The sequence below is a fragment of the Blastococcus sp. KM273129 genome (assembly GCF_021698995.1).
GTDB lineage: Bacteria > Actinomycetota > Actinomycetes > Mycobacteriales > Geodermatophilaceae > Blastococcus.
This window is the reverse complement of sequence record NZ_SSXB01000005.1, coordinates 68,704-86,876: the sequence shown is the minus strand read 5'-3', so window position 1 is coordinate 86,876 and position 18,173 is coordinate 68,704. Positions and strand designations below refer to the sequence as shown.

Annotated in this window: 11 protein-coding genes and 1 pseudogene; 6 read left to right on the top strand and 6 right to left on the bottom strand. The window is 75.9% G+C overall.

Annotation, left to right across the window (positions count from 1 at the left end; translation table 11 throughout):
• Both E9565_RS02785 and E9565_RS02780 read right to left on the bottom strand, forming a co-directional pair.
• Positions 1-2,046 (bottom strand): annotated as a pseudogene (locus E9565_RS02785) (cation-translocating P-type ATPase); the annotation flags it as partial.
• 50 nt (positions 2,047-2,096) lie between these two features.
• The gene (locus E9565_RS02780; protein ID WP_236828184.1) at positions 2,097-4,022 is read right to left on the bottom strand and encodes a primary-amine oxidase; all 1,926 of its coding nucleotides are present in this window, start codon (positions 4,020-4,022) and stop codon (positions 2,097-2,099) included.
• Positions 4,023-4,138: 116 nt separating this feature from the next.
• Between E9565_RS02780 and E9565_RS02775 the strand changes: the two genes are divergently transcribed.
• Complete coding sequence (locus E9565_RS02775; protein ID WP_236828183.1) at positions 4,139-4,672, top strand: NUDIX hydrolase family protein; 534 nt, start codon at positions 4,139-4,141, stop codon at positions 4,670-4,672.
• A 40-nt stretch (positions 4,673-4,712) separates the two neighbouring features.
• Here E9565_RS02775 and E9565_RS02770 read toward each other — a convergent pair whose 3' ends face one another.
• Positions 4,713-6,638 (bottom strand): S9 family peptidase, encoded by a 1,926-nt coding sequence (locus E9565_RS02770; protein ID WP_236828182.1) that lies wholly within the window; start codon positions 6,636-6,638, stop codon positions 4,713-4,715.
• Positions 6,639-6,804: 166 nt separating this feature from the next.
• On the opposite strand from E9565_RS02770, the gene E9565_RS02765 reads away from it, so the two are divergent.
• Positions 6,805-8,571, top strand: coding sequence for a bifunctional diguanylate cyclase/phosphodiesterase (locus tag E9565_RS02765; RefSeq protein WP_236834014.1), 1,767 nt, complete (start codon positions 6,805-6,807; stop codon positions 8,569-8,571).
• A 48-nt stretch (positions 8,572-8,619) separates the two neighbouring features.
• Here E9565_RS02765 and E9565_RS02760 read toward each other — a convergent pair whose 3' ends face one another.
• Entirely contained in the window at positions 8,620-10,257 is a 1,638-nt protein-coding gene (locus E9565_RS02760; protein WP_236834013.1) for an NAD(P)/FAD-dependent oxidoreductase, read from the bottom strand.
• Between the two features lie 112 nt (positions 10,258-10,369).
• On the opposite strand from E9565_RS02760, the gene E9565_RS02755 reads away from it, so the two are divergent.
• From E9565_RS02755 to E9565_RS02740, 4 genes are all read left to right on the top strand, one after another.
• The gene (locus tag E9565_RS02755; protein WP_236834012.1) at positions 10,370-11,143 is read left to right on the top strand and encodes an IclR family transcriptional regulator; all 774 of its coding nucleotides are present in this window, start codon (positions 10,370-10,372) and stop codon (positions 11,141-11,143) included.
• Between the two features lie 155 nt (positions 11,144-11,298).
• Complete coding sequence (locus E9565_RS02750; RefSeq protein WP_236828178.1) at positions 11,299-13,728, top strand: FAD-dependent oxidoreductase; 2,430 nt, start codon at positions 11,299-11,301, stop codon at positions 13,726-13,728.
• A gap of 2 nt (positions 13,729-13,730) precedes the next feature.
• A complete protein-coding gene (solA, locus tag E9565_RS02745) occupies positions 13,731-14,882 on the top strand; it encodes an N-methyl-L-tryptophan oxidase (protein WP_236828177.1) in 1,152 nt (383 codons plus the stop codon).
• Positions 14,879-16,006 carry an aromatic ring-hydroxylating dioxygenase subunit alpha gene (locus E9565_RS02740; protein WP_236828176.1) on the top strand — a complete coding sequence of 376 codons (1,128 nt, stop codon included), beginning with the start codon at positions 14,879-14,881 and terminating at the stop codon, positions 16,004-16,006. The genes solA and E9565_RS02740 overlap by 4 nt, the downstream gene beginning before the upstream one ends.
• A 9-nt stretch (positions 16,007-16,015) precedes the next feature.
• On the opposite strand, the gene ppk2 is transcribed toward E9565_RS02740, so the two are convergent.
• Entirely contained in the window at positions 16,016-16,852 is an 837-nt protein-coding gene (gene ppk2 / locus E9565_RS02735; RefSeq protein WP_236828175.1) for a polyphosphate kinase 2, read from the bottom strand.
• Positions 16,853-16,895: 43 nt separating this feature from the next.
• Positions 16,896-18,143 (bottom strand): MFS transporter, encoded by a 1,248-nt coding sequence (locus E9565_RS02730; RefSeq protein ID WP_236828174.1) that lies wholly within the window; start codon positions 18,141-18,143, stop codon positions 16,896-16,898.
• Between the last annotated feature and the right edge of the window lie 30 nt (positions 18,144-18,173).

The window sequence follows — 18,173 nt, the reverse complement described above, 5'->3', positions numbered from 1 at the left end:
GCGCAGGACGTCGTCGGGGTCGAGCGCGTGCCAGGGGGTGTGCGCGGTCGGGGCCGGTACCGGGCGGCGGGCGGCGCGCACCGCGGCGCGGGTGCCGGCGGCCATCGTGCCCGCGGTCGCCCACTTGCCCGGCGTGGTCGCCCGGGCCTGGCCGGTGCGCGGGCTGCCGACGGCGGCGAGCAGCCCACCGAGGACGTTGCCGGTCAGCGCCGCCCCGGCGGCCCGGCGGCTGACCGCCTTCGCGTCGGGGACGGCGGCGACGACGCGGCAGGCGTCGGCGAGCCCGGGGTCGGTGACCAGGTCGGCGCCCCAGACCGGCGCACGGCCCGGCCGGACCGGCGCCACGGCGACGTCGGCGGCCATCAGCGCGGGTCCGTCGCCGGCCGAGACGAGCAGGACGCCGTGCCCGTCGGCCTGCAGCCCCCGCACGGCCTCCGCGAGCGGACTCCCCGGGTCGGTCACGTCGTCGGCGAGGCCGGTGACGTCGCGGGCGCCGGCGTGCCGGGTGAGCACCAGCCGCAGACCCGCGTCGGCGACGGTGGTGAGCAGCGCCTCGGCGTGCGGGTCGAGCTCGGGGGCGACGGTGACGCTGCCGACCCGGCGGCGCCCCTCCAGCAGCGAGCGCACCTCGCCGCCCGGGGCGTCGTGGCTGCGGCGCACCGGCCCCAGCCGCAGCCGGTCCTCGCCGTCGCCGGTGAGCAGGCGGGTCGCGGCCGACCAGACGGCGGCGTCGTCCCACCCGTCGGCCTCCGCGACCGCCTCGACGACCACCGGCGGGCCGGTGCACAGCGCCGCGGCGTCGACGACGACCGCGCTCACCCGGTCCAGCCGCCGGTAGACCGAGCCGTCGAGGGGGAGCACGCCCTGCCGGCAGAGCAGCAGGTCCAGCGTCGCGGCGAACGACTCCCGCCCCTGCACCGCCGCCCTCGGGGTCAGCGCCCGGATCAGGTCGGCCGACCGGCCCGGGCTGCGGGTGAGCGCGAGCAGGCCGAGCGCCGCGCCGAGCTCGGTCGGGCCGAGCCGGTCGCGGTAGGTCTCGACCGGGCCCCGCGGCAGCGCGCCGGGGCGCGGGCCGGGCAGCGGGCCGGGCGCGGCGTCGTCGTCCGGCTCGGGGCCGCACAGCTCCCGCTCGCGGCGGCACCACACCTGGCGGCGGGCGCGCACCTCCAGGGCCCGCTGCACCGCGGCGGTGGCGTTGAGCGCCGGCACGACCGGGCTCTGGGTGAGCGAGTGCAGCAGCGCGCCGGTGCCCTCGAAGACCAGGTCGGTGCCGACCGGGCCGATCCGGTCCGACAGCGCGCGCTTGAGCCACTCCTGGGTGTCCAGCAGCGCCATGACGAGGGTGGCGTGCCGGTGGACGGCCGGGATCGGCAGGTACCTCGCGGCGGTGGCGAAGCCGAAGGCACCGACGTCGACGGCGGCGGCGAGGACGGCGGCCAGCAGCGGTTCGACGTCGGCCGGGTGGTCGGGGCGCTGGGGGAAGACGCCGGTGCCGCCGCGGGCCTGCTCGATCTCGGTGACCACGCCGACGACGTCCTCGATGCCGACCCGCCGGGCGTCGACGGCGACGAGCACCCGGCCGACGACGTCGTTGACCGTGGCCCACTCCACGCCCTCGAGCCGTTCGAGGTGGCGGCGCAGGGCCGCGCGGGCGGCGGGGGTGTCGCCGTCGGCGGGGTCCTCGACCTCGACCTGCAGCCGGTCCCGGTCGCGCCAGACCCGCCGGGTGTGCCGGGCCGGCGGGGGCTCCAGCAGGCCGCGGGCGGCGTCGACGAGGTCGTGCAGGTGTCCGCTGGGCAGCGGGTCGGCGCCGGTGACGAGGGTGCCGACCGCCCGGGTGCCCGAGACGGCGGCCGCGTGCGCCAGGTGCAGGGAGCCGGCGACCCCGGCGCGCGCGGCCCGCGTCGTCCCGCCCACGAGGCCGGCGCCCACGACCACCGGCAGGGCGGCGACCGCGGCCGCGCCGGTGGCCACCTGCGTGGCCTGGCGGGCGGCGGAGCCGAGCCGGCGGAGCAGAGCCATGGCGCCCCCCGTGACGACGGTCACGGGAAACGGTACGTGAACGGCCGGTGAACCGCAGGGTGCTCGCGCGAGGCCTACGAGCAGTGCCCGCCGTCCTCCGGTGCGCAGTGCGCCGACGCCGAACGCGGCACGCCCAGCGAGGGGTTGCGGTCGAAGAAGCCGACCGGCTTGAGGGTGAAGCCGGCGTAGTCGACCGGCATGACCGGCCAGTCCTCCGGGCGCGGGAAGTGGGTCAGGCCGAAGGTGTGCCACAGCACCACGTCGGTGTCGGTCAGCGGCGCGTCGTCGGCGACGAACGCCGGCAGCCCGGCCGACCCCGGGTGCTGGTTGACGAAGTCACCGGCCGCGTACCGCTCGGCGGGGTCGTACCGCGTCACCCACAGGTGCTTCGTGGCGAAGGTGGCGCGGGCGTGCACCGAGGAGCTCTCGTCGGCCAGCAGCACCGGCCCGCCCTCGGGGTGCAGGGCGTACGCCACCGGCTGACCGAGCCGGTTGCGCTTCGACTCGTTGACCACGTGCCACACCCGGCCGACGGTGCTGTCGGCCGGCCGCGCGGCTCCCGCCTCGGAGGTCAGCGGCGTCGAGCGCCGGGTGAAGGCGTTGCCGTACGGGTTGACGTCGCTCACCGGCTGCCGGACGGCGTCGACCTCGTAGACGGTGTTGTCGACGCCGTCCACGGCCATGTCCAAGCGGGCGGAGAACAGGTGCTGGTGGAACGGCGCGCCCAGGCCGGGTGCGATCTCGGTGGCGTACGGGTGCTCCTCGCCGCGGTAGGCCGAGGTGAAGACGACGCCGGTGGCCTTGCTCTCCAGCTGGATGGTGCCGTCGAGGTAGAGGTACCAGTAGAAGCCGTAGTCGTAGTTGCCGATGGTGGTGAAGAAGCTGACGACCAGCCGCCGCTGCCGCCGGGTCTCGGCCATCCCGTTGAAGAGGTCGGTGTGCTTGAAGAGGACGCCGTAGTCCTCCTCGTGCATGCAGATCGCGTTGCGGATGGTGCGCGGGGCGCCGTCCTCGTCGGAGATCGTGGCGTCGAGGTAGTGGATCTCGCCGAGGCAGTCGCAGCCCAGCTCCAGGGAGTTGGTGTACCGGGCGAAGAGGTATTCGCCGGTGTCGAAGTAGTTCTGCCAGAACCGCACCGGCGAGGGGTCGGCGTAGGGCACGACCATCTCCGCGATCGACGCGCGGTGGACCACCGACCGCCCGTCGATCGAGACCTGGTGGAGGACCAGGCCCTCGCGCATGTCGAAGCCGATGCGGAACCGCCAGCCGGCCCAGCTGACCTCGTCGTCGGTCACGGTGAAGCTCGGCCCCTCGGGCTGGGTGATCTCGATCGGCTTGAGGTCGCGCACCGGGGCGGGGTGGACCTCGGGGGTGAGGTCGGCGCGCTCGGCGGGCACCGCCAGGTCGTAGTGGTCCTGCACCGCCGTCGCCACGCCGGCGGTGATGTCGACGAACGCGACGACACCGTCCACGGGGTGCGCCCACGGCAGGTCCTCGGGGTCGGCCTGGTGGAAGCCGAGCACGCGGATCATCCGGTGCCCCTCCTCGTCGGCGAAGTACGAGCCGGCCGACAGGGGCACGCAGCGCACCTGGGCGACGTCGAGCCCGCGCTTCGCCATCGCCGCGACCCAGCGCTCGTCGGCGGCGAGGATCGGCTCGATCCTCTCGAACTCGGCGTCCAGGATCGGCACCTGGCCGTCGGCGACCGCGTCGAGCTCGACGTCCCGGACGACGGCGCCGGCGGTGAGCGAGACGGTGACGTCGCGCCCGGCGCCGGTGGCCCGGTCCAGCAGCAGTGCCCGGACCAGGCGCTCGACGGCGTCGCCCGGCTGCCAGCCCAGCACCTGGGCCTTGTGCGGCTCCTCGAGGCCGACGTAGACGAACTTCGCCGACTCGCCGCAGAGACCCGCGGCGCGGACGATCCCCGTCGCGGCGGTGATCTCCTCAGCGGTCAGGCGGGCGAGCGGGTGGGTGGTCGTGCCCGTGGTGACGGCGGTCATGGTGTTCTGCCTACCCCGCGGGCTGCGGGAGCGGAAGAGGCGTCCGTGACCGGGGACACGTCGCGGGTCCGGCCGCGCGGGTGCCGCGCGCCGGGTGCGTCGGCTAGACAGGTGCCATGACCGAGCTGACGACGGCGGCAGGCGGGGGCTGGCTGGCCCGCGAGGAGATGGACGCGGCGCGCGAGCGGCTGCCGATCCTGTACGTCGACGTGGTGCCGGTGCGGGTCGACGAGCAGGGCACGGTGACCTCGATCGGGCTGCTGCTGCGGGCCGGCGAGGACGGTCAGATCAAGCGGGCGCTGGTCTCGGGGCGGGTGCTGTACCACGAGCGCGTGCGCGCGGCGCTGCTGCGGCACCTGGAGAAGGACCTCGGCCCGCTGGCGCTGCCGCGCGTCCCGCCCGCGCCGCAGCCGTTCACCGTCGCCGAGTACTTCCCGACGCCGGGGGTGACCCCGTTCCACGACCCGCGGCAGCACGCCGTGTCGCTGGCCTACGTCGTGCCGGTGGAGGGCGACTGCTCGCCGCAGCAGGACGCGCTCGAGCTGACCTGGTTCACCCCCGACGAGGTGCGGGAGGCGACCGTGCTCGCGGAGCTGGCGAACGGGCAGAGCGCGCTGCTGCTGCAGGCGCTGGCGCACGTCGGCGTCTGACCGGAGGGCCGGCCCCGCGCGGTGGCGCCTCCGTGCGGCGTCAGGCCGGCTGCAGGCGCTCGTGCAGGAAGCGGGTGATCGCGGCGGCCATCTCCTTCCGGGCGGTCGCCTGGCGGAAGACGTGCCCCTCGCCGGGCAGCTCCAGGTAGGCCACGGGCCGGCCGAGCGCGCGCAGCGCCGCGACGATCTGGTGTGCCTCGCCGACGGGCACGTTGGTGTCGTGCTCGCCGTGCACCACCAGCAGGGGTGCGTCGATCGCGGCCGCCGAGGCCAGCGGGGAGATGGCCTCGAGCAGGGCCCGGTCGCGCTCGGGGTGCCCGTACTTGGTGATCGCGGCCGCGGCGATCCACGGCTCGGTGTCGCGGTAGAAGGTGACCAGGTCCGACATGCCGCAGACGTCCACCCCCGCCGCGAACACCCCGGGCGAGAAGGCCAGGGACGCGAGGGTCAGGTAGCCGCCGTAGGAGCGGCCGGTGACGGCGAGCAGACCGGGCTCGGCGATGCCGGCCTCGACGAGGTGGTCGGCGGCGGCCAGGACGTCGGCGAACGCGTCGTACCGGCCGTGCAGGTCGTCGGCGTGCACGAACTCCCGGCCGAACCCGGACGAGCCACGGATGTTGGGCGCGAAGACGCTCAGCCCCGCGGCGGCCAGCGCCTGGTGCTGCGGCGCGAAGGTGGGCCGCTCCTGGTCCTCGGGCCCGCCGTGCAGGTGGATGACGACGGGGCCGGGGCCGTTCAGCCGGCCGGGTGCGCGGTAGAGCCAGCCGCTCAGCGGCAGCCCGTCGCGCCCGGCGAAGGTCTCCAGGGTCGGGACGACGAGCCGGCGCCGGGGCAGCGGCGGGGCGGAGGTGACCCGGGTCCAGGCGTGGGTGGTGGTGTCCAGGTGCCACAGCTCGCGCGGGCGCGTCGGGCCCTGCACGCCCAGCACCACGCTGGAGCCGTCACGGGAGAGCACCGGGTCGGCGGCCACGAGCCCTGGCAGCCCCGAGATGGGGGTGCGCCCGCCGGTGGCGGTGTCCAGGAGCTCCAGCTCGCTGCGCCCCGCCACGTTCCACACCAGCAGCAGCAGCCGGCCGGCGTCGTCGGCGTCGATGAACTCCAGCTCGGCGTCCTCCCGGGCGGCGAGCGTCCGCGGCTCACCACGCCAGCCGTTGGGGCCGAAGGGGAGACCGATGAGCTGCCGGCGGGGGAGGCCCACGTCCGAGGCGAGGTAGACGTACACCGGCCCGGCGTGGTCGTCCGGGGCCGGTCGGATGAGCGTCACCTCGGTGGAGCCGGTGGCGCCCTGCGGCAGCGCGCTGAAGTCCTCGTCCATGAGGCGGTCGACGACGCTGACGTACTCCTGACCGCGTCCGCCGTCGCGGAGGACGATGAACCGCTCCTCCAGCGAGATGTCCAGGACGTGGATCAGGTCGCCTTCGGCGAGCGGGTCGAGCCGGCCGGTGGAGGGGTCGGCGAGGTAGGCGCGGGTGGGGCCGCCGGCCACCGTGGCGGGGAGGGTGACCACGAAGCGGTGCCCGCTGCGGGTCCACGGGCCCAGCTCGGCGTGCTCGTCGGGCCCGCCGGCGACCCGGCGCGCGTCGGAGCCGTCGGGGCGGACCACCCAGACCGCCGTCCGGACGCCGCCGTCGGTCGCGACCTCGCAGGCCAGCCAGCGGCTGTCGGCCGCCCACCGCACCGAGACCACCGGGTCGTCGGAGAGGGGCACGTGCCGGGCCGGTAGCTGCGCGCCGTCGAGGACGACGTCCTGGAGCCACAGCTGCGGCGTGCCCGAGCGGTCGCTGATGAAGGCGACCTGCCGGGCGTCCGGCGTCATGTTGGGGCCCCAGCTGCCCCAGGCGTCGACGAGGCCGTCGGCGAGCGCCACCGCCTCCTCGACCGAGCCCGGCGTCGCCCGTGCACCGGCTCCCGCGCGGCCGCCCGGTCCCGTGCCGGGCGTCACGCCCGTCTCGACGTCTGCAGCCACCGCGCCGGCTCCTTCCCTGCCCGTCGTCGTTCCCCGGGGAGCAAGCTGCCACAGGTCCCGCTCCCGGGCAGCGGCGGGGGCCGTCGTCCGCCCGCGGCCGCGGGCCCGGGTCCACCACCACCCGGAGGGGGAGACGCGCATCCAGTTCCGGTGGTGCACAACCGATATGGGGCTCATGCACATCAGCCGGATGGCCCCCGAGGTCGCCACCCCGCGGGTGGTGGCCCGCACCGCGGGGCTGCTTACCGCCATGGGCGGGGTCGCCGCCGTCGGCCTGGCCCTCGGGACCCCCGGCGGCCTGGACTCCGTGCACCCGGCGGTCACCGCCCTGGGCCCGTTCACCACGCTGCTCGGCCTGGCGGTCATCCGCTGGGGCCACCGGGTGCCGCGGGGCTTCTTCCAGGTGCTCCTGCTGCTCGGCGTCGTCGGCATCGGCGTCTACGCACACTCCGCGCCCACGGCCAACGGCGCGGTGGCGGTGCTGGCGCTGTCGACGTTCTCGGCGATGGTCGCCTTCCTCTTCTTCCCGCTGCTGTGGGCCCTGGGCTTCCTGGCCGAGATGCTCGTCATCGGCACGGTGGTCGTGGTGCTGCGCGGCGACGTCCCCGTCGGGACCGCCGTCGTCCTCGCGGTGCTCGTGCTCGGCTCGGCCGGCGCCGTCGGCGTGCTGGCCCGGCGGGCGGCGAGCGCCGGGCAGGACGCCCTCACCGGGCTGGTGAACCGGCGCGGCTTCGACGAGTCGCTCGACGGCGCCGTCCGGACGGCGCTGCGCACGGGCGAGCCGCTGTCGGCGGCGCTGTTCGACCTCGACCACTTCAAGGCGGTCAACGACTCGCAGGGGCACGCCGCGGGTGACGAGATGCTGCGCGCGGTCGCGGCCGCGTGGCAGCCGCTGCTGCCCCGCGGCGCCGTGCTGGCGCGGCACGGCGGTGACGAGTTCTCGTTGCTGCTCCCCGGCACCGACGGCGGACGGGCCCTGGCCGTCGCCGAGTCGCTGCGCGCGGCGCTGCCGTCCATCGGCACGTCGGTGGGCGTGGCCCAGCTGGCGCCCGGCGACGCGCCCTCGGACCTCATGCGCCGCGCCGACGCCGCGCTGTACCGGGTCAAGTCGCTCGGCCGCGGGCGCAGCGAGCTCGACACCGAGGGCCAGAGCCCGCTGGCCCGTGACCTGGCCGCGGCGCTGGCCGCCGGCCGCTCCGGCGGGCTGTCGGTGCACCTGCAGCCGGTGGTCACCCCGGCCGACGGCGGGGTCGTGGGCGTGGAGGCGCTGGTGCGCTGGGTGCACCCCGGGCGCGGGCCGGTGCCGCCGTCGGAGTTCGTGCCGGTGGCCGAGCGCGAGGGGCTGGTGGGCGCGCTGGGCGCGTTCGTCTGGACGGCGGCGTGCGAGGACGCGCGGACGCTGTCGGCGGCGACGGGCCGCCCGCTGATCCTGTCGGTCAACGTGTCGGGGCTGGAGCTGGACGACCCCGGGTTCCCCGACCGGGTGCTGGCGACGCTCGCGGCCACCGGCTGGCCGGCGGAGCGCACCGTCGTCGAGGTGACCGAGACCCTGGTCGAGGCGGAGACCGCGCGGTCGGTGCGGGCGCTGCGGGAGCTCCGCGCGCACGGGCTCCGGGTGGCGATCGACGACTTCGGCACCGGCTACTCGGCGCTCGCGCGCCTGGACACGCTGCCCACCGACTACCTGAAGCTGGACGGCTCGTTCGTCTCCGCGATCACGACCTCGACGCGGCGGGCGCGGCTGCTGCGCAGCGTCATGGCGCTGGCCGACGCGCTGGACCTGGTGGTCGTCGCCGAGGGCGTGGAGACCGAGGAGCAGGCGCGGGCGCTGGCCACGCTGGGCTGCCCGCTGGCGCAGGGCCACCTGTTCGGCCGGCCCCGGCCGGTGGCGGAGCTGGCGGCCGAGCTGGCGCCGCTCGCCCAGCCCGCCTGACCCCCGACGGCGGGACGTACGCGGGCTCCCTGCGGGCCCGGGACCCGGTCAGCGGCCCAGCATCCGGCGGCCGGCCGCGAGCAGCCCGGGCTCGGCCGCCCGGAGCACCTGGTGGGCAGCCAGCAGCCCGCTCGCCCCGCCCAGGCCCGGGCCCGGGTGGGTGGAGGCGCCGATGTGCCACAGCGCGTCGACGGCGGTGCGGTGCCCGCGGGTCTGCGGGGTGGGCCGCCACAGCAGGAACTGGTCGATGGTGCAGGCGCCGGCGTACGGGTCGCCGTCGACCAGGTTGCGGTTCCACGACTGCAGGTCGGCCGGGGAGAGCACCCGGCGGGCGATCAGCGCGGAGTCCAGGTTGGTCACGTGCCGGGAGAGCTCCTTGACGACCCGGTCGGCGTACCGCTCGCGCAGCCCCTCGGTCCAGGTGCCGTCGCCGACGTCGATGCTCCCGGCGGCGTCGCCCGTCGGCCGGCCGGGGGTCTCCTGCAGCTGCAGCCAGAGCACGCCGGCGCCGTCCGGCACGCGGGTCGGGTCCAGCGCGGCGGGCTGCCCGGCGACGATCGTCGGGTGCACCGGCAGCTGGTGGCGCTGCGCCTCGTTGACCGCGCGGCTGACGCTGTCCAGCCCGTCGCTGACGTGCACGATGGCCGCGCGGGACAGCCGGTCGTGGTCCTCCGCCCAGCGCGGCGGCTCCGACAGCGCCAGGTGGACCTGCATGTCGCCGCGGCCGTAGCGGAAGCCGCGGGCCGCCTCGCGCACCCGGTCGGGCACCGCCGGGACGCCGTCCAGCAGCTCCAGGTACAGCTGCTGCGGGGTGACGCCGGCCAGCACCGCCTCCCGCGCGGTCACGACCTCGCCGTCGGCCAGCCGGACGCCGGTCGCCCGCCCCCCGGACGTCTGGATCGCGACGACGTCGGCGCCGGTGCGGGTGGTGCCGCCGGCATCGGTGACGATGCCGGCCAGCGCCTCGACCAGCCGCACGCCGCCGCCCTCGGGCACCGGGCAGCCGCCCTGCGCCAGCGCCAGCGCGATCACCTTGTTGATGAAGCCGCTGAGCGCATCGTCGGGGCCCAGCCCCTCGTGGCCGACCCACGGGGAGAGCAGCCCGTGCACGGTCGGGGAGTCGAAGGTGCCCGAGAGCCAGGTGCGGGCGGACTCCAGCCCCTCGGCGCCGAACTGCTGCAACCCGCGGGGGCCGAGCCGGCGGACCGCCTGGCCGGCGAGCTTCAGCCCGTCCAGCGAGAGCAGCTCGGTGCCCAGCGCGCCGAACGCGATGCCGGCCCGGCTGCCGAAGTCCTCGAGGAAGGAGCGCCAGGCGTCGCCGTCGCCGGGGGAGAGCCGGTCGAAGTCGGCGGCGGTGACGTCGGCGTCGGTGGAGAGCACCGCCGTCGACCCGTCGCGCAGCGCGGCCGCGGCCGGGAGGTCGGTGTTGCGGTAGACGACGCCGCGGGCGGCGAGGTCGTCGGCCAGCGTCGGGTAGGCGGGGCCGCCGACGAACAGCGGGTGCCAGCAGGAGAAGAGGTCGGTGGTGAAGCCCGGCGCCGGGGTGCCGGTCTCGGTGCGGATCGCCCCGCCGAGGCGAGGTGCTCTCTCGTAGATGCCGACGTCCCGCCCGGCCTTGGCGAGGGTGGCGCCGGCGACCAGGGAGTTGATCCCGCTGCCGATGAGGACGACGTCGTGAGCGGCCATGGGTGTGGCACTGCCCCGTTCCGCAGGGGAGCGAAACCGCCCGCGGACGACGGCCGGCCGCGGCACCCGCGTCGGTGGCCCTGGTGGCCCCGTCCTCGGCTAGCGTTGCGTCATGCGCAACGGTGCCGACGGCGACGGCCAACCCCCGCTCGTCCAGTCCGTCGACCGGGCGCTGGCGATGCTCTCCCTCCTGGCCGACCGCGGCAGCGCGGGTGCCACCGACCTCGGCGCCGAGCTCGGCGTGCACAAGTCCACCGCCTCCCGGCTGCTGGCCACCCTGGAGGCGCACGGGCTGGTCGAGCAGCTGGGGGAGCGGGGCACCTACCGGCTCGGCTTCGGGCTGGTGCGCCTGGCCGGGGCGAGCGCGGCGCAGCTGGACCTCAGCCGGGTCGGGCGCGAGGTGTGCGAGCGGCTGGCGGCCGAGCTCGACGAGACGGTCAACCTCGCGGTGCTCGACGGCGACAGCGCGGTCAACATCAGCCAGGTGCAGGGCAGCGCGTCGGTCGGCGTGCTGAACTGGGTGGGCCGGCGCACGCCGCTGCACGCCACCTCCAGCGGCAAGGTGCTGCTCGCGTACGGGCCGGCGGCTGCGCGCGCGGCCCTGTCCGCCACTCCGCTGGAGCGGTACACCCCGTCGACGATCACCGACGTGGCGGTCCTCGACGAGGTGCTGGCCGGGGTCCGCGAGCAGGGCTGGGCGGCCACCGAGGGGGAGCTGGAGCTGGGCCTCAACGCGGTGGCCGCGCCGGTGTGCGCGCCGGACGGGCGGCTGGTCGCCGCGCTCAGCGTGTCCGCGCCGTCCTACCGGCTGCCCCGCGACCGGTTCGACGACGTCGCGGAGCGGCTGTGCGCCGTCGCCACGGAGACCGGCCGGCAGCTCGGCTGAGGCACCGGGGCGGCGCTCCGTGTCGCCGGTGTGAACACCGTGTCAGGACTCGCGCCGACACGCTGCCGCCTCTTGACGGGCTGCGGAACCGCTCCGGACCCTGTTGCGCATCCCGCCAGCAGTTGCGGACACCGCAACGGACGAAGGGCGTGGCCATGGACATGGCTCCCCGCAGCACGTCGCCCCGCGTCGTGGTCATCGGCGCCGGCATCGTCGGGTGCTCGCTGGCCGACGAGCTCACCGCGCGCGGCTGGACCGACGTCACCGTGCTCGACCGGGGCCCGCTGTTCGCGGCCGGCGGGTCGAGCTCACACGCCCCGGGCCTGGTCTTCCAGACCAACCCGTCGAAGACGCTCGCCGAGTTCGCCAGCTACACCGTCGGCAAGCTGAGCGGCCTCGCGCTCGACGGCGCACCGGTCTTCCGGCCGGTCGGCGGCCTGGAGGTGGCGACGACGCCGGAGCGCTGGGCCGACCTGGCCCGCCGGCACGGCCTGGCCACCTCCTGGGGCGTCGAGGCGCGGCTGGTCGACCCGGACGAGTGCGCCCGGCTGCACCCGCTGCTCGACCCGGGCGCCGTGCTGGGTGGGCTGCACGTGCCGAGCGACGGGCTGGCGCACGCGGTCCCGGCCGGGGAGGCGCAGGCGCGGCGGGCGATCGGGCGGGGCGCCCGCTTCCTGGCCCGGCACCGCGTCACCGGTGTCGCCTCGGCCGCCGGGCGGGTCTCGGGCGTGCACACCGACCAGGGGTTCGTGCCGGCCGACGTCGTCGTCTGCGCCGCCGGCTTCTGGGGCCCGGACGTCGGCGCGCTCGCCGGGCTGACCGTGCCGCTGCAGCCGCTGGCGCACCAGTACGCGACGACGGCGCCGGTGCCGGCCCTGGCCGGCGCCACCCGGGAGATCAGCGCGCCGATCCTGCGGCACCAGGACGCCGACCTGTACTACCGCGAGCACCGCGACCGGATCGGCATCGGCTCCTACGGCCACCGGCCGATGCCGGTGACCGCGGCCGAGACCGAGGCGCACGAGAACAGCTGCCTGCCCTTCACGCCCGACGACTTCGCGGACGCCTGGAAGCAGAGCCTCGCGCTCCTGCCCGGGCTCGCCGGCACGGAGGTCGAGACCGGCATCAACGGCGTCTTCTCCTTCACCCCCGACGGCATGCCGCTGCTCGGCGAGCACCGCGACCTGCCCGGCTTCTGGGTCGCCGAGGCGGTGTGGGTGACCCACTCGGCCGGGGTGGCGAAGGCGCTGGCCGAGTGGCTGGTCGAGGGGCAGCCGCGCACCGACGTGCACGAGTGCGACCTGCACCGGTTCACCGACGTCCAGCTCTCGCCGGAGTACGTCGCCGGGCGGGGGGCGCAGCAGTTCGTCGAGGTCTACGACGTCGTCCACCCGCTGGACCCGCCGTCGGTGCTGCGCCCGCTGCGGGTGAGCCCCTTCCACCCCCGGCAGCAGGAGCTCGGCGCCGTCCTCACCGAGGCGGGCGGCTGGGAGCGGCCGCTGTGGTTCGAGGCCAACGCGCCGCTGGCCGAGGGGCTGGACCTGCCGCCGCGCGACGCGTGGGCGGCGCGGTGGTGGTCGCCGACCGTGGCCGCCGAGGCGCTGGCCACCCGGGAGCGCGTGGCGATGTACGACATGACCCCGCTGACCCGGATCGAGGTGACCGGTCCGGGCGCGTGCGGCTTCCTGCAGCGGCTGACCACCAACGACGTCGCCAAGCCGGTCGGCCGGGTCGTCTACACGCTGCTGCTGGACGCCGCCGGCGGGATCCGCAGCGACCTGACCGTCGCCCGGCTGGGGGAGCAGCGGTTCCAGGTGGGCGCCAACGGCCCGCTCGACCTCGACTGGCTCCGGCAGCACGCGCCGGACGACGGCTCGGTCCAGCTGCGGGACGCCACCGCCGGCACCTGCGGCATCGGGCTGTGGGGCCCGCGGGCGCGCGACGTCCTGCAGCCGCTGACGGGCAGCGACGTCTCGCACGGGGCGTTCGGGTACTTCCGGGCGCGGGAGCTGTTCGTCGGCGGGGTGCCGGTGACCGCGCTGCGGGTGTCCTACGTCGGCGAGCTCGGCTGGGAGCTGTACACCGACGCGGCCACCGGGCTGCGGCTGTGGGACGTGCTGTGGGAGTCCGGGCAGCGGCACGGTGTGGTCGCCGCCGGCCGCCGCGCCTTCGACAGCCTGCGGCTGGAGAAGGGCTACCGCGCCTGGGGGGTCGACATGACGACCGAGCACGACCCGGTCGAGGCGGGGCTGGAGTTCGCCGTCCGGCAGGGCAAGGAGTTCGTCGGGCAGGGGGCGCTCGAGCGCCGTCCGCACGACCGGCGGCTGGCCTGCCTGGTCCTCGACGATCCGGCGACGACGGTGCTCGGTCGCGAGCCGGTGCGGGTCGGCGGGACGCCGGTCGGCCACGTCACCAGCGCGGGGTTCGGCGCCACGATCGGCCGGACGGTCGCCTACGCCTGGTTGCCCGCGTCGGTCGCCGGGCCCGGCACCGCCGTGACGATCGACTGGTTCGGGGAGCCGGTCGCGGCGACGGTGACCGCCGAGCCGCTGGTCGACCCCGCCGGCGCGCGGATGCGGTGCTGACCGTGGCCTACGACGTCATCGTCCTGGGGCTGGGCGGCATGGGCAGCGCGGCGGCCGCGCACCTGGCCGCCCGCGGGCAGCGGGTGCTCGGGCTGGAGCGGTTCGGCCCGGCGCACGACCAGGGGTCCAGCCACGGCGGCTCCCGGATCACCCGGCAGGCCTACTTCGAGGACCCCGCCTACGTGCCGCTGCTGCTGCGCGCCTACGAGCTGTGGGACCAGCTGTGCGCCGACTCCGGCACCGACGTGCTGGTGCGCACCGGCGGGGTGTTCCTCGGCCGACCCGGCAGCCGCACGGTCGCCGGCAGCCTGCGGGCGGCGCAGGAGTGGGGGCTGGCGCACGAGCTGCTCGACGCGGGAGAGGTCCGCCGCCGCTTCCCGACGCTGACCCCGGCCGACGACGAGGTGGGGCTCGTCGAGGCCGCCGCGGGCTTCGCCCGCCCGGAGGCCACCGTGTCCGCGCACCTGGACCTCGCCTTCTCGCGCCGCGCCGAGCTGCGCTTCTCCGAGCCGGCCCTGGGGTGGACGGCGACCCCGGGCGGCGGGGTGCGGGTGCGGACGGCGGCGGGCGAGTACGAGGCGGGAGCGCTGGTGGTCAGCCCCGGATCGTGGGCACCGGAGGTGCTGGCCGACCTCGGCGTCCCGCTGACCGTGGAGCGCCAGGTCATGTACTGGTTCCAGCCGGCCGGCGGCACCGGTGCCTGGACGCCGGACCGGCACCCGATCTACATCCACGAGGCGGCCGACGGCACCCAGGTCTACGGCTTCCCGGCGATCGACGGCCCGGACGGCGGGGCGAAGGTGGCCTTCTTCCGGCGGGGGGTCCCGTGCACGCCGGGGACGATCGACCGGGAGGTGCACCCCGAGGAGGTCGCGGCGATGGCCGGGCACCTGGCCGGGGTGCTGCCGACCCTGCCGGGGCGGTTCCTGAAGGCCGCCACCTGCATGTACACGACGACGCCCGACGAGCACTTCGTCATCGCGCCGCACCCCGAGCACCCGCAGGTGACCGTGGCCTGCGGCTTCTCCGGGCACGGCTTCAAGTTCGTGCCGGTGGTCGGCGAGATCCTCGCCGACCTCGCCACCACGGGGACGACGAGGCACCCGATCGGCCTGTTCGACCCCCGCCGGCCCGCACTGGAGGCATCCTCGTGACCGCGACCCTCCCCGCCGCCTCGAGCCTGATGCCGACCCTGGCCGGGCGGTACTACACCGACCCGGCGCTGTTCACCCGCGAGCAGGAGCGGGTGTTCGAGGTGATGTGGCAGTGCGTCGCCCGCACCGACGAGGTCGCCGATCCCGGCAGCTTCCGGCGGGTGCAGGTCGGACGGGAGAGCGTGCTGGTGGTGCGCGGCCGGGACGGTGCGCTGCGGGCGTTCCTCAACGTGTGCCGGCACCGCGGCGCGCAGCTGTGCAGCGAGGAGTCCGGGCAGGTGACCCGCACGCTGCGCTGCCCGTACCACGCCTGGTCGTTCGGGCTGGACGGATCCCTGGTGGCCGCACCGAACCTGGCGCGGATGCCCGACGTCGACCGGGTGGCCAACGGCCTGGTGCCGGTGGCCCTGCGCGAGTGGCTGGGCTACGCGTGGGTGTGCCTGGCCGACGACCCGCCGTCGTTCGAGGACGACGTGGTGGGTGCGGTGACCGAGCGGCTCGGCGACCCGGCGGCGATCGAGGGGTACGACGTGGGGCGGCTGGCCCTCGGCCGGCGGATCCGCTACGACGTCGCGACCAACTGGAAGCTTGTCGTCGAGAACTTCATGGAGTGCTACCACTGCGCGACCATCCACCCCGAGCTGACCGACGTCCTGCCGGAGTTCAGCCGCGGGTGGGCCGCCCAGTCCTTCGTCGGGCACGGGGCGGAGTTCGCGCCGTCCGCCGAGGGGTTCACCGTGGACGGCTCGGCTGGCTTCCCGGCGCTGCCGGGGATCGACCCGGACCGGGACCGGCGCTACTACGCGGCCACGATCAAGCCCGCCGTCTTCCTCAACCTGGTGCCCGACCACGTGATCCTGCTGCGGATGACGCCGCTGGCCGTGGACCGGACGGTGGTCGAGTGCGACTGGCTGTACGCGCCGGAGGTGGTCGAGGCGGGGCTGGACGTCTCCCGGTCGGTGGAGCTGTTCCACCGCGTCAACCAGCAGGACTTCGCCGCCTGCGAGCGCACCCAGCCGGGCATGAGCTCGCGGGCCTACGCGGCCGGCGGCGTGCTCGTGCCCGTCGAGCACCACCTGGCCCTGTTCCACGACTGGCTGCGCGGGCGGCTCGGGGAGTTGTGACCTCCGCCCTCAGGGGACGACGTCGGGCACGATGTTCTGGCTCTCGATCGGCGGGCGCACGTAGTCGCTCTCGATCGGCGGTCGCGGCGGCAGCTTCGGGGCCTCGGGGGTGAGGTCCTCGTAGGGGACCTGCGCCAGCAGGTGCGTGATGACGTTCAGCCGGGCCCGCTTCTTGACCTCGGCGTCGACCACCCACCACGGGGCCTCGGGGATGTCGGTGGCGGCGAACATCGCGTCCTTGGCGCGGGAGAAGTCCACCCAGCGGTTGCGGGCCTCGAGGTCCATCGGGCTGAGCTTCCAGCGCTTCGTCGGGTCCTTGACCCGGCCCTGGAAGCGCTTCTCCTGCTCGGTGTCGCTGACGGAGAACCAGTACTTGATCAGCGTGATGCCGCTGCGCACGAGCATCCGCTCGAACTCCGGGCAGGAGCGGAGGAACTCCTGCACCTCCTCCTCGGTCGCGAAGCCCATGACCCGCTCGACGCCGGCGCGGTTGTACCAGGAGCGGTCGAACAGGACCATCTCGCCGGCCGCGGGGAGGTGGGCGACGTAGCGCTGGAAGTACCACTGGGTCTTCTCGCGCTCGGTCGGCGCCGGCAGTGCGACGACGTGGGCGGCGCGGGGGTTGAGGGTCTCGGTGATCCGCTGGATCGCTCCGCCCTTCCCGGCGGCGTCGCGGCCCTCGAAGACCACCGCCACCTTGAGGCCGCGCGCGCGGATGAACTCCTGCTGCTTGACCAGCTCGATCTGCAGCCGGGCCAGTTCCTCCTCGTAGTACGCCGTGTCGACCTTGCGGGTCGAGGCCGGGGTGTCCTCGACGGAACGGGTGGTCCGCGCTGCTGGGGCCATGGGCCAGCATCGCGCCGTCCGCGCGGCGGTGGCAAGCCTCGGCTCAGGCGGGGACCGGCTCGGGCTGCGGGGTGACCCGCGGCTGCGTCGCGGCGTACGCCGCCGCGGCGGCGACCACGAGGGCGGCGGCCAGCGCCGGGGCGGCGAGCGCGGTGGCGGTGCCGAGCCGGTCGACGACGACGCCGGTGACCGCGGAGGCGAGCGCCTGGCCGACGACGACCGCGGAGCCGAGCATCGTCATGGTGGTCGCCGAGCGGCCGGCGGGGCTGAGCAGCGCGCCGACGCTGTAGAGGGTGACCAGCGTCGGCCCGACGCCGCAGCCGAGGACGGCGAGGGCGACGACGAGCGCCGGCACCGAGCGCGCCGTCGCGTAGAGCAGCGCGCCGGCGAGCAGCAGCGATCCGAACGCCGCCCACCGCGCCCGGAGGGTGAACCGCTGGGGGAGGGCCGCGGTGCCCAGCGCCAGCACCGCCGACCCGATGCCCATGACGCCGTAGAGGAGGCCGGCGCGGTCGCCGCTGCCGCCGTCCGCGGCGAGGAAACCGGTGAGCGAGGTGAGGGTCGCGCCGAAGAAGAGCCCGACGCCGAGGGTGCCGGCGACGACGGTGAGCAGCGGGAAGCGGGCCAGCTCGCGGGCGGGCGCCTGGGTCCCGCTGCTGTGCTGCGCGCCGGGCTGGAGCCGGCCGGTGGGGTGCAGCGCGAAGGCGGTGACGAAGACGAGGGTGAGCGCGGCGGCGCCGGCGATGGCGACCCACGGGGCGATCGCGGTGGCGAGCAGCCCGACGAGGAACGGGCCGACGATGAAGACCATCTCGTCGGCGGCGGACTCGTAGGCCATCGTCCCGTCGAGCGCCCGCCGGCGGCGGTCGCGCTGCACGGTGCGGCGGATGACGGCCATCAGCCGGGTGCGCGACATGGGGGCGACCTGCGGCGCGGACATGCCGATGAGCACCGAGAGCGCGAGGACGGCGGCGTCGGCGGCGGTGCTCGCGACGACGAGCGGGAAGGCGGCCAGCAGGGCGCCGTGGAGGAGCCCGACCGGGACGAGGACGCGGCGCTGGCCGAAGCGGTCGGCCGCGGCCCCGAGCAGCGGGCCGGCGAACGCGGTGCCGATGCCGGCGACGGCGGAGTTGAGCCCGCCGAGGGTGACCGAGCCGCGCTCGGCGACGACCAGGGTGAGCACCCCGACGGTCATCATCGCGAAGGGGAGCCGCGCGACGAAGGCGAGCGGGAAGTAGGAGAGCCCGGCGGAGCGGACGACCGCCGAGGTGGTGGGGCGCGTGCGGAACATGACCTCTGCTGCTGCGGATCGGGCGTGCCG

Excerpts from the sequence above, each read along its gene's own strand:
- E9565_RS02780 (WP_236828184.1), bottom strand. The coding sequence starts at position 4,022 with ATGACCGCCGTCACCACGGGCACGACCACCCACCCGCTCGCCCGCCTG.
- E9565_RS02775 (WP_236828183.1), top strand. The coding sequence starts at position 4,139 with ATGACCGAGCTGACGACGGCGGCAGGCGGGGGCTGGCTGGCCCGCGAG.
- E9565_RS02765 (WP_236834014.1), top strand. The coding sequence starts at position 6,805 with ATGGGGCTCATGCACATCAGCCGGATGGCCCCCGAGGTCGCCACCCCG.
- E9565_RS02760 (WP_236834013.1), bottom strand. The coding sequence starts at position 10,257 with ATGGCCGCTCACGACGTCGTCCTCATCGGCAGCGGGATCAACTCCCTG.
- E9565_RS02755 (WP_236834012.1), top strand. The coding sequence starts at position 10,370 with ATGCGCAACGGTGCCGACGGCGACGGCCAACCCCCGCTCGTCCAGTCC.
- E9565_RS02750 (WP_236828178.1), top strand. The coding sequence starts at position 11,299 with ATGGACATGGCTCCCCGCAGCACGTCGCCCCGCGTCGTGGTCATCGGC.
- ppk2 (WP_236828175.1), bottom strand. The coding sequence starts at position 16,852 with ATGGCCCCAGCAGCGCGGACCACCCGTTCCGTCGAGGACACCCCGGCC.
- E9565_RS02730 (WP_236828174.1), bottom strand. The coding sequence starts at position 18,143 with ATGTTCCGCACGCGCCCCACCACCTCGGCGGTCGTCCGCTCCGCCGGG.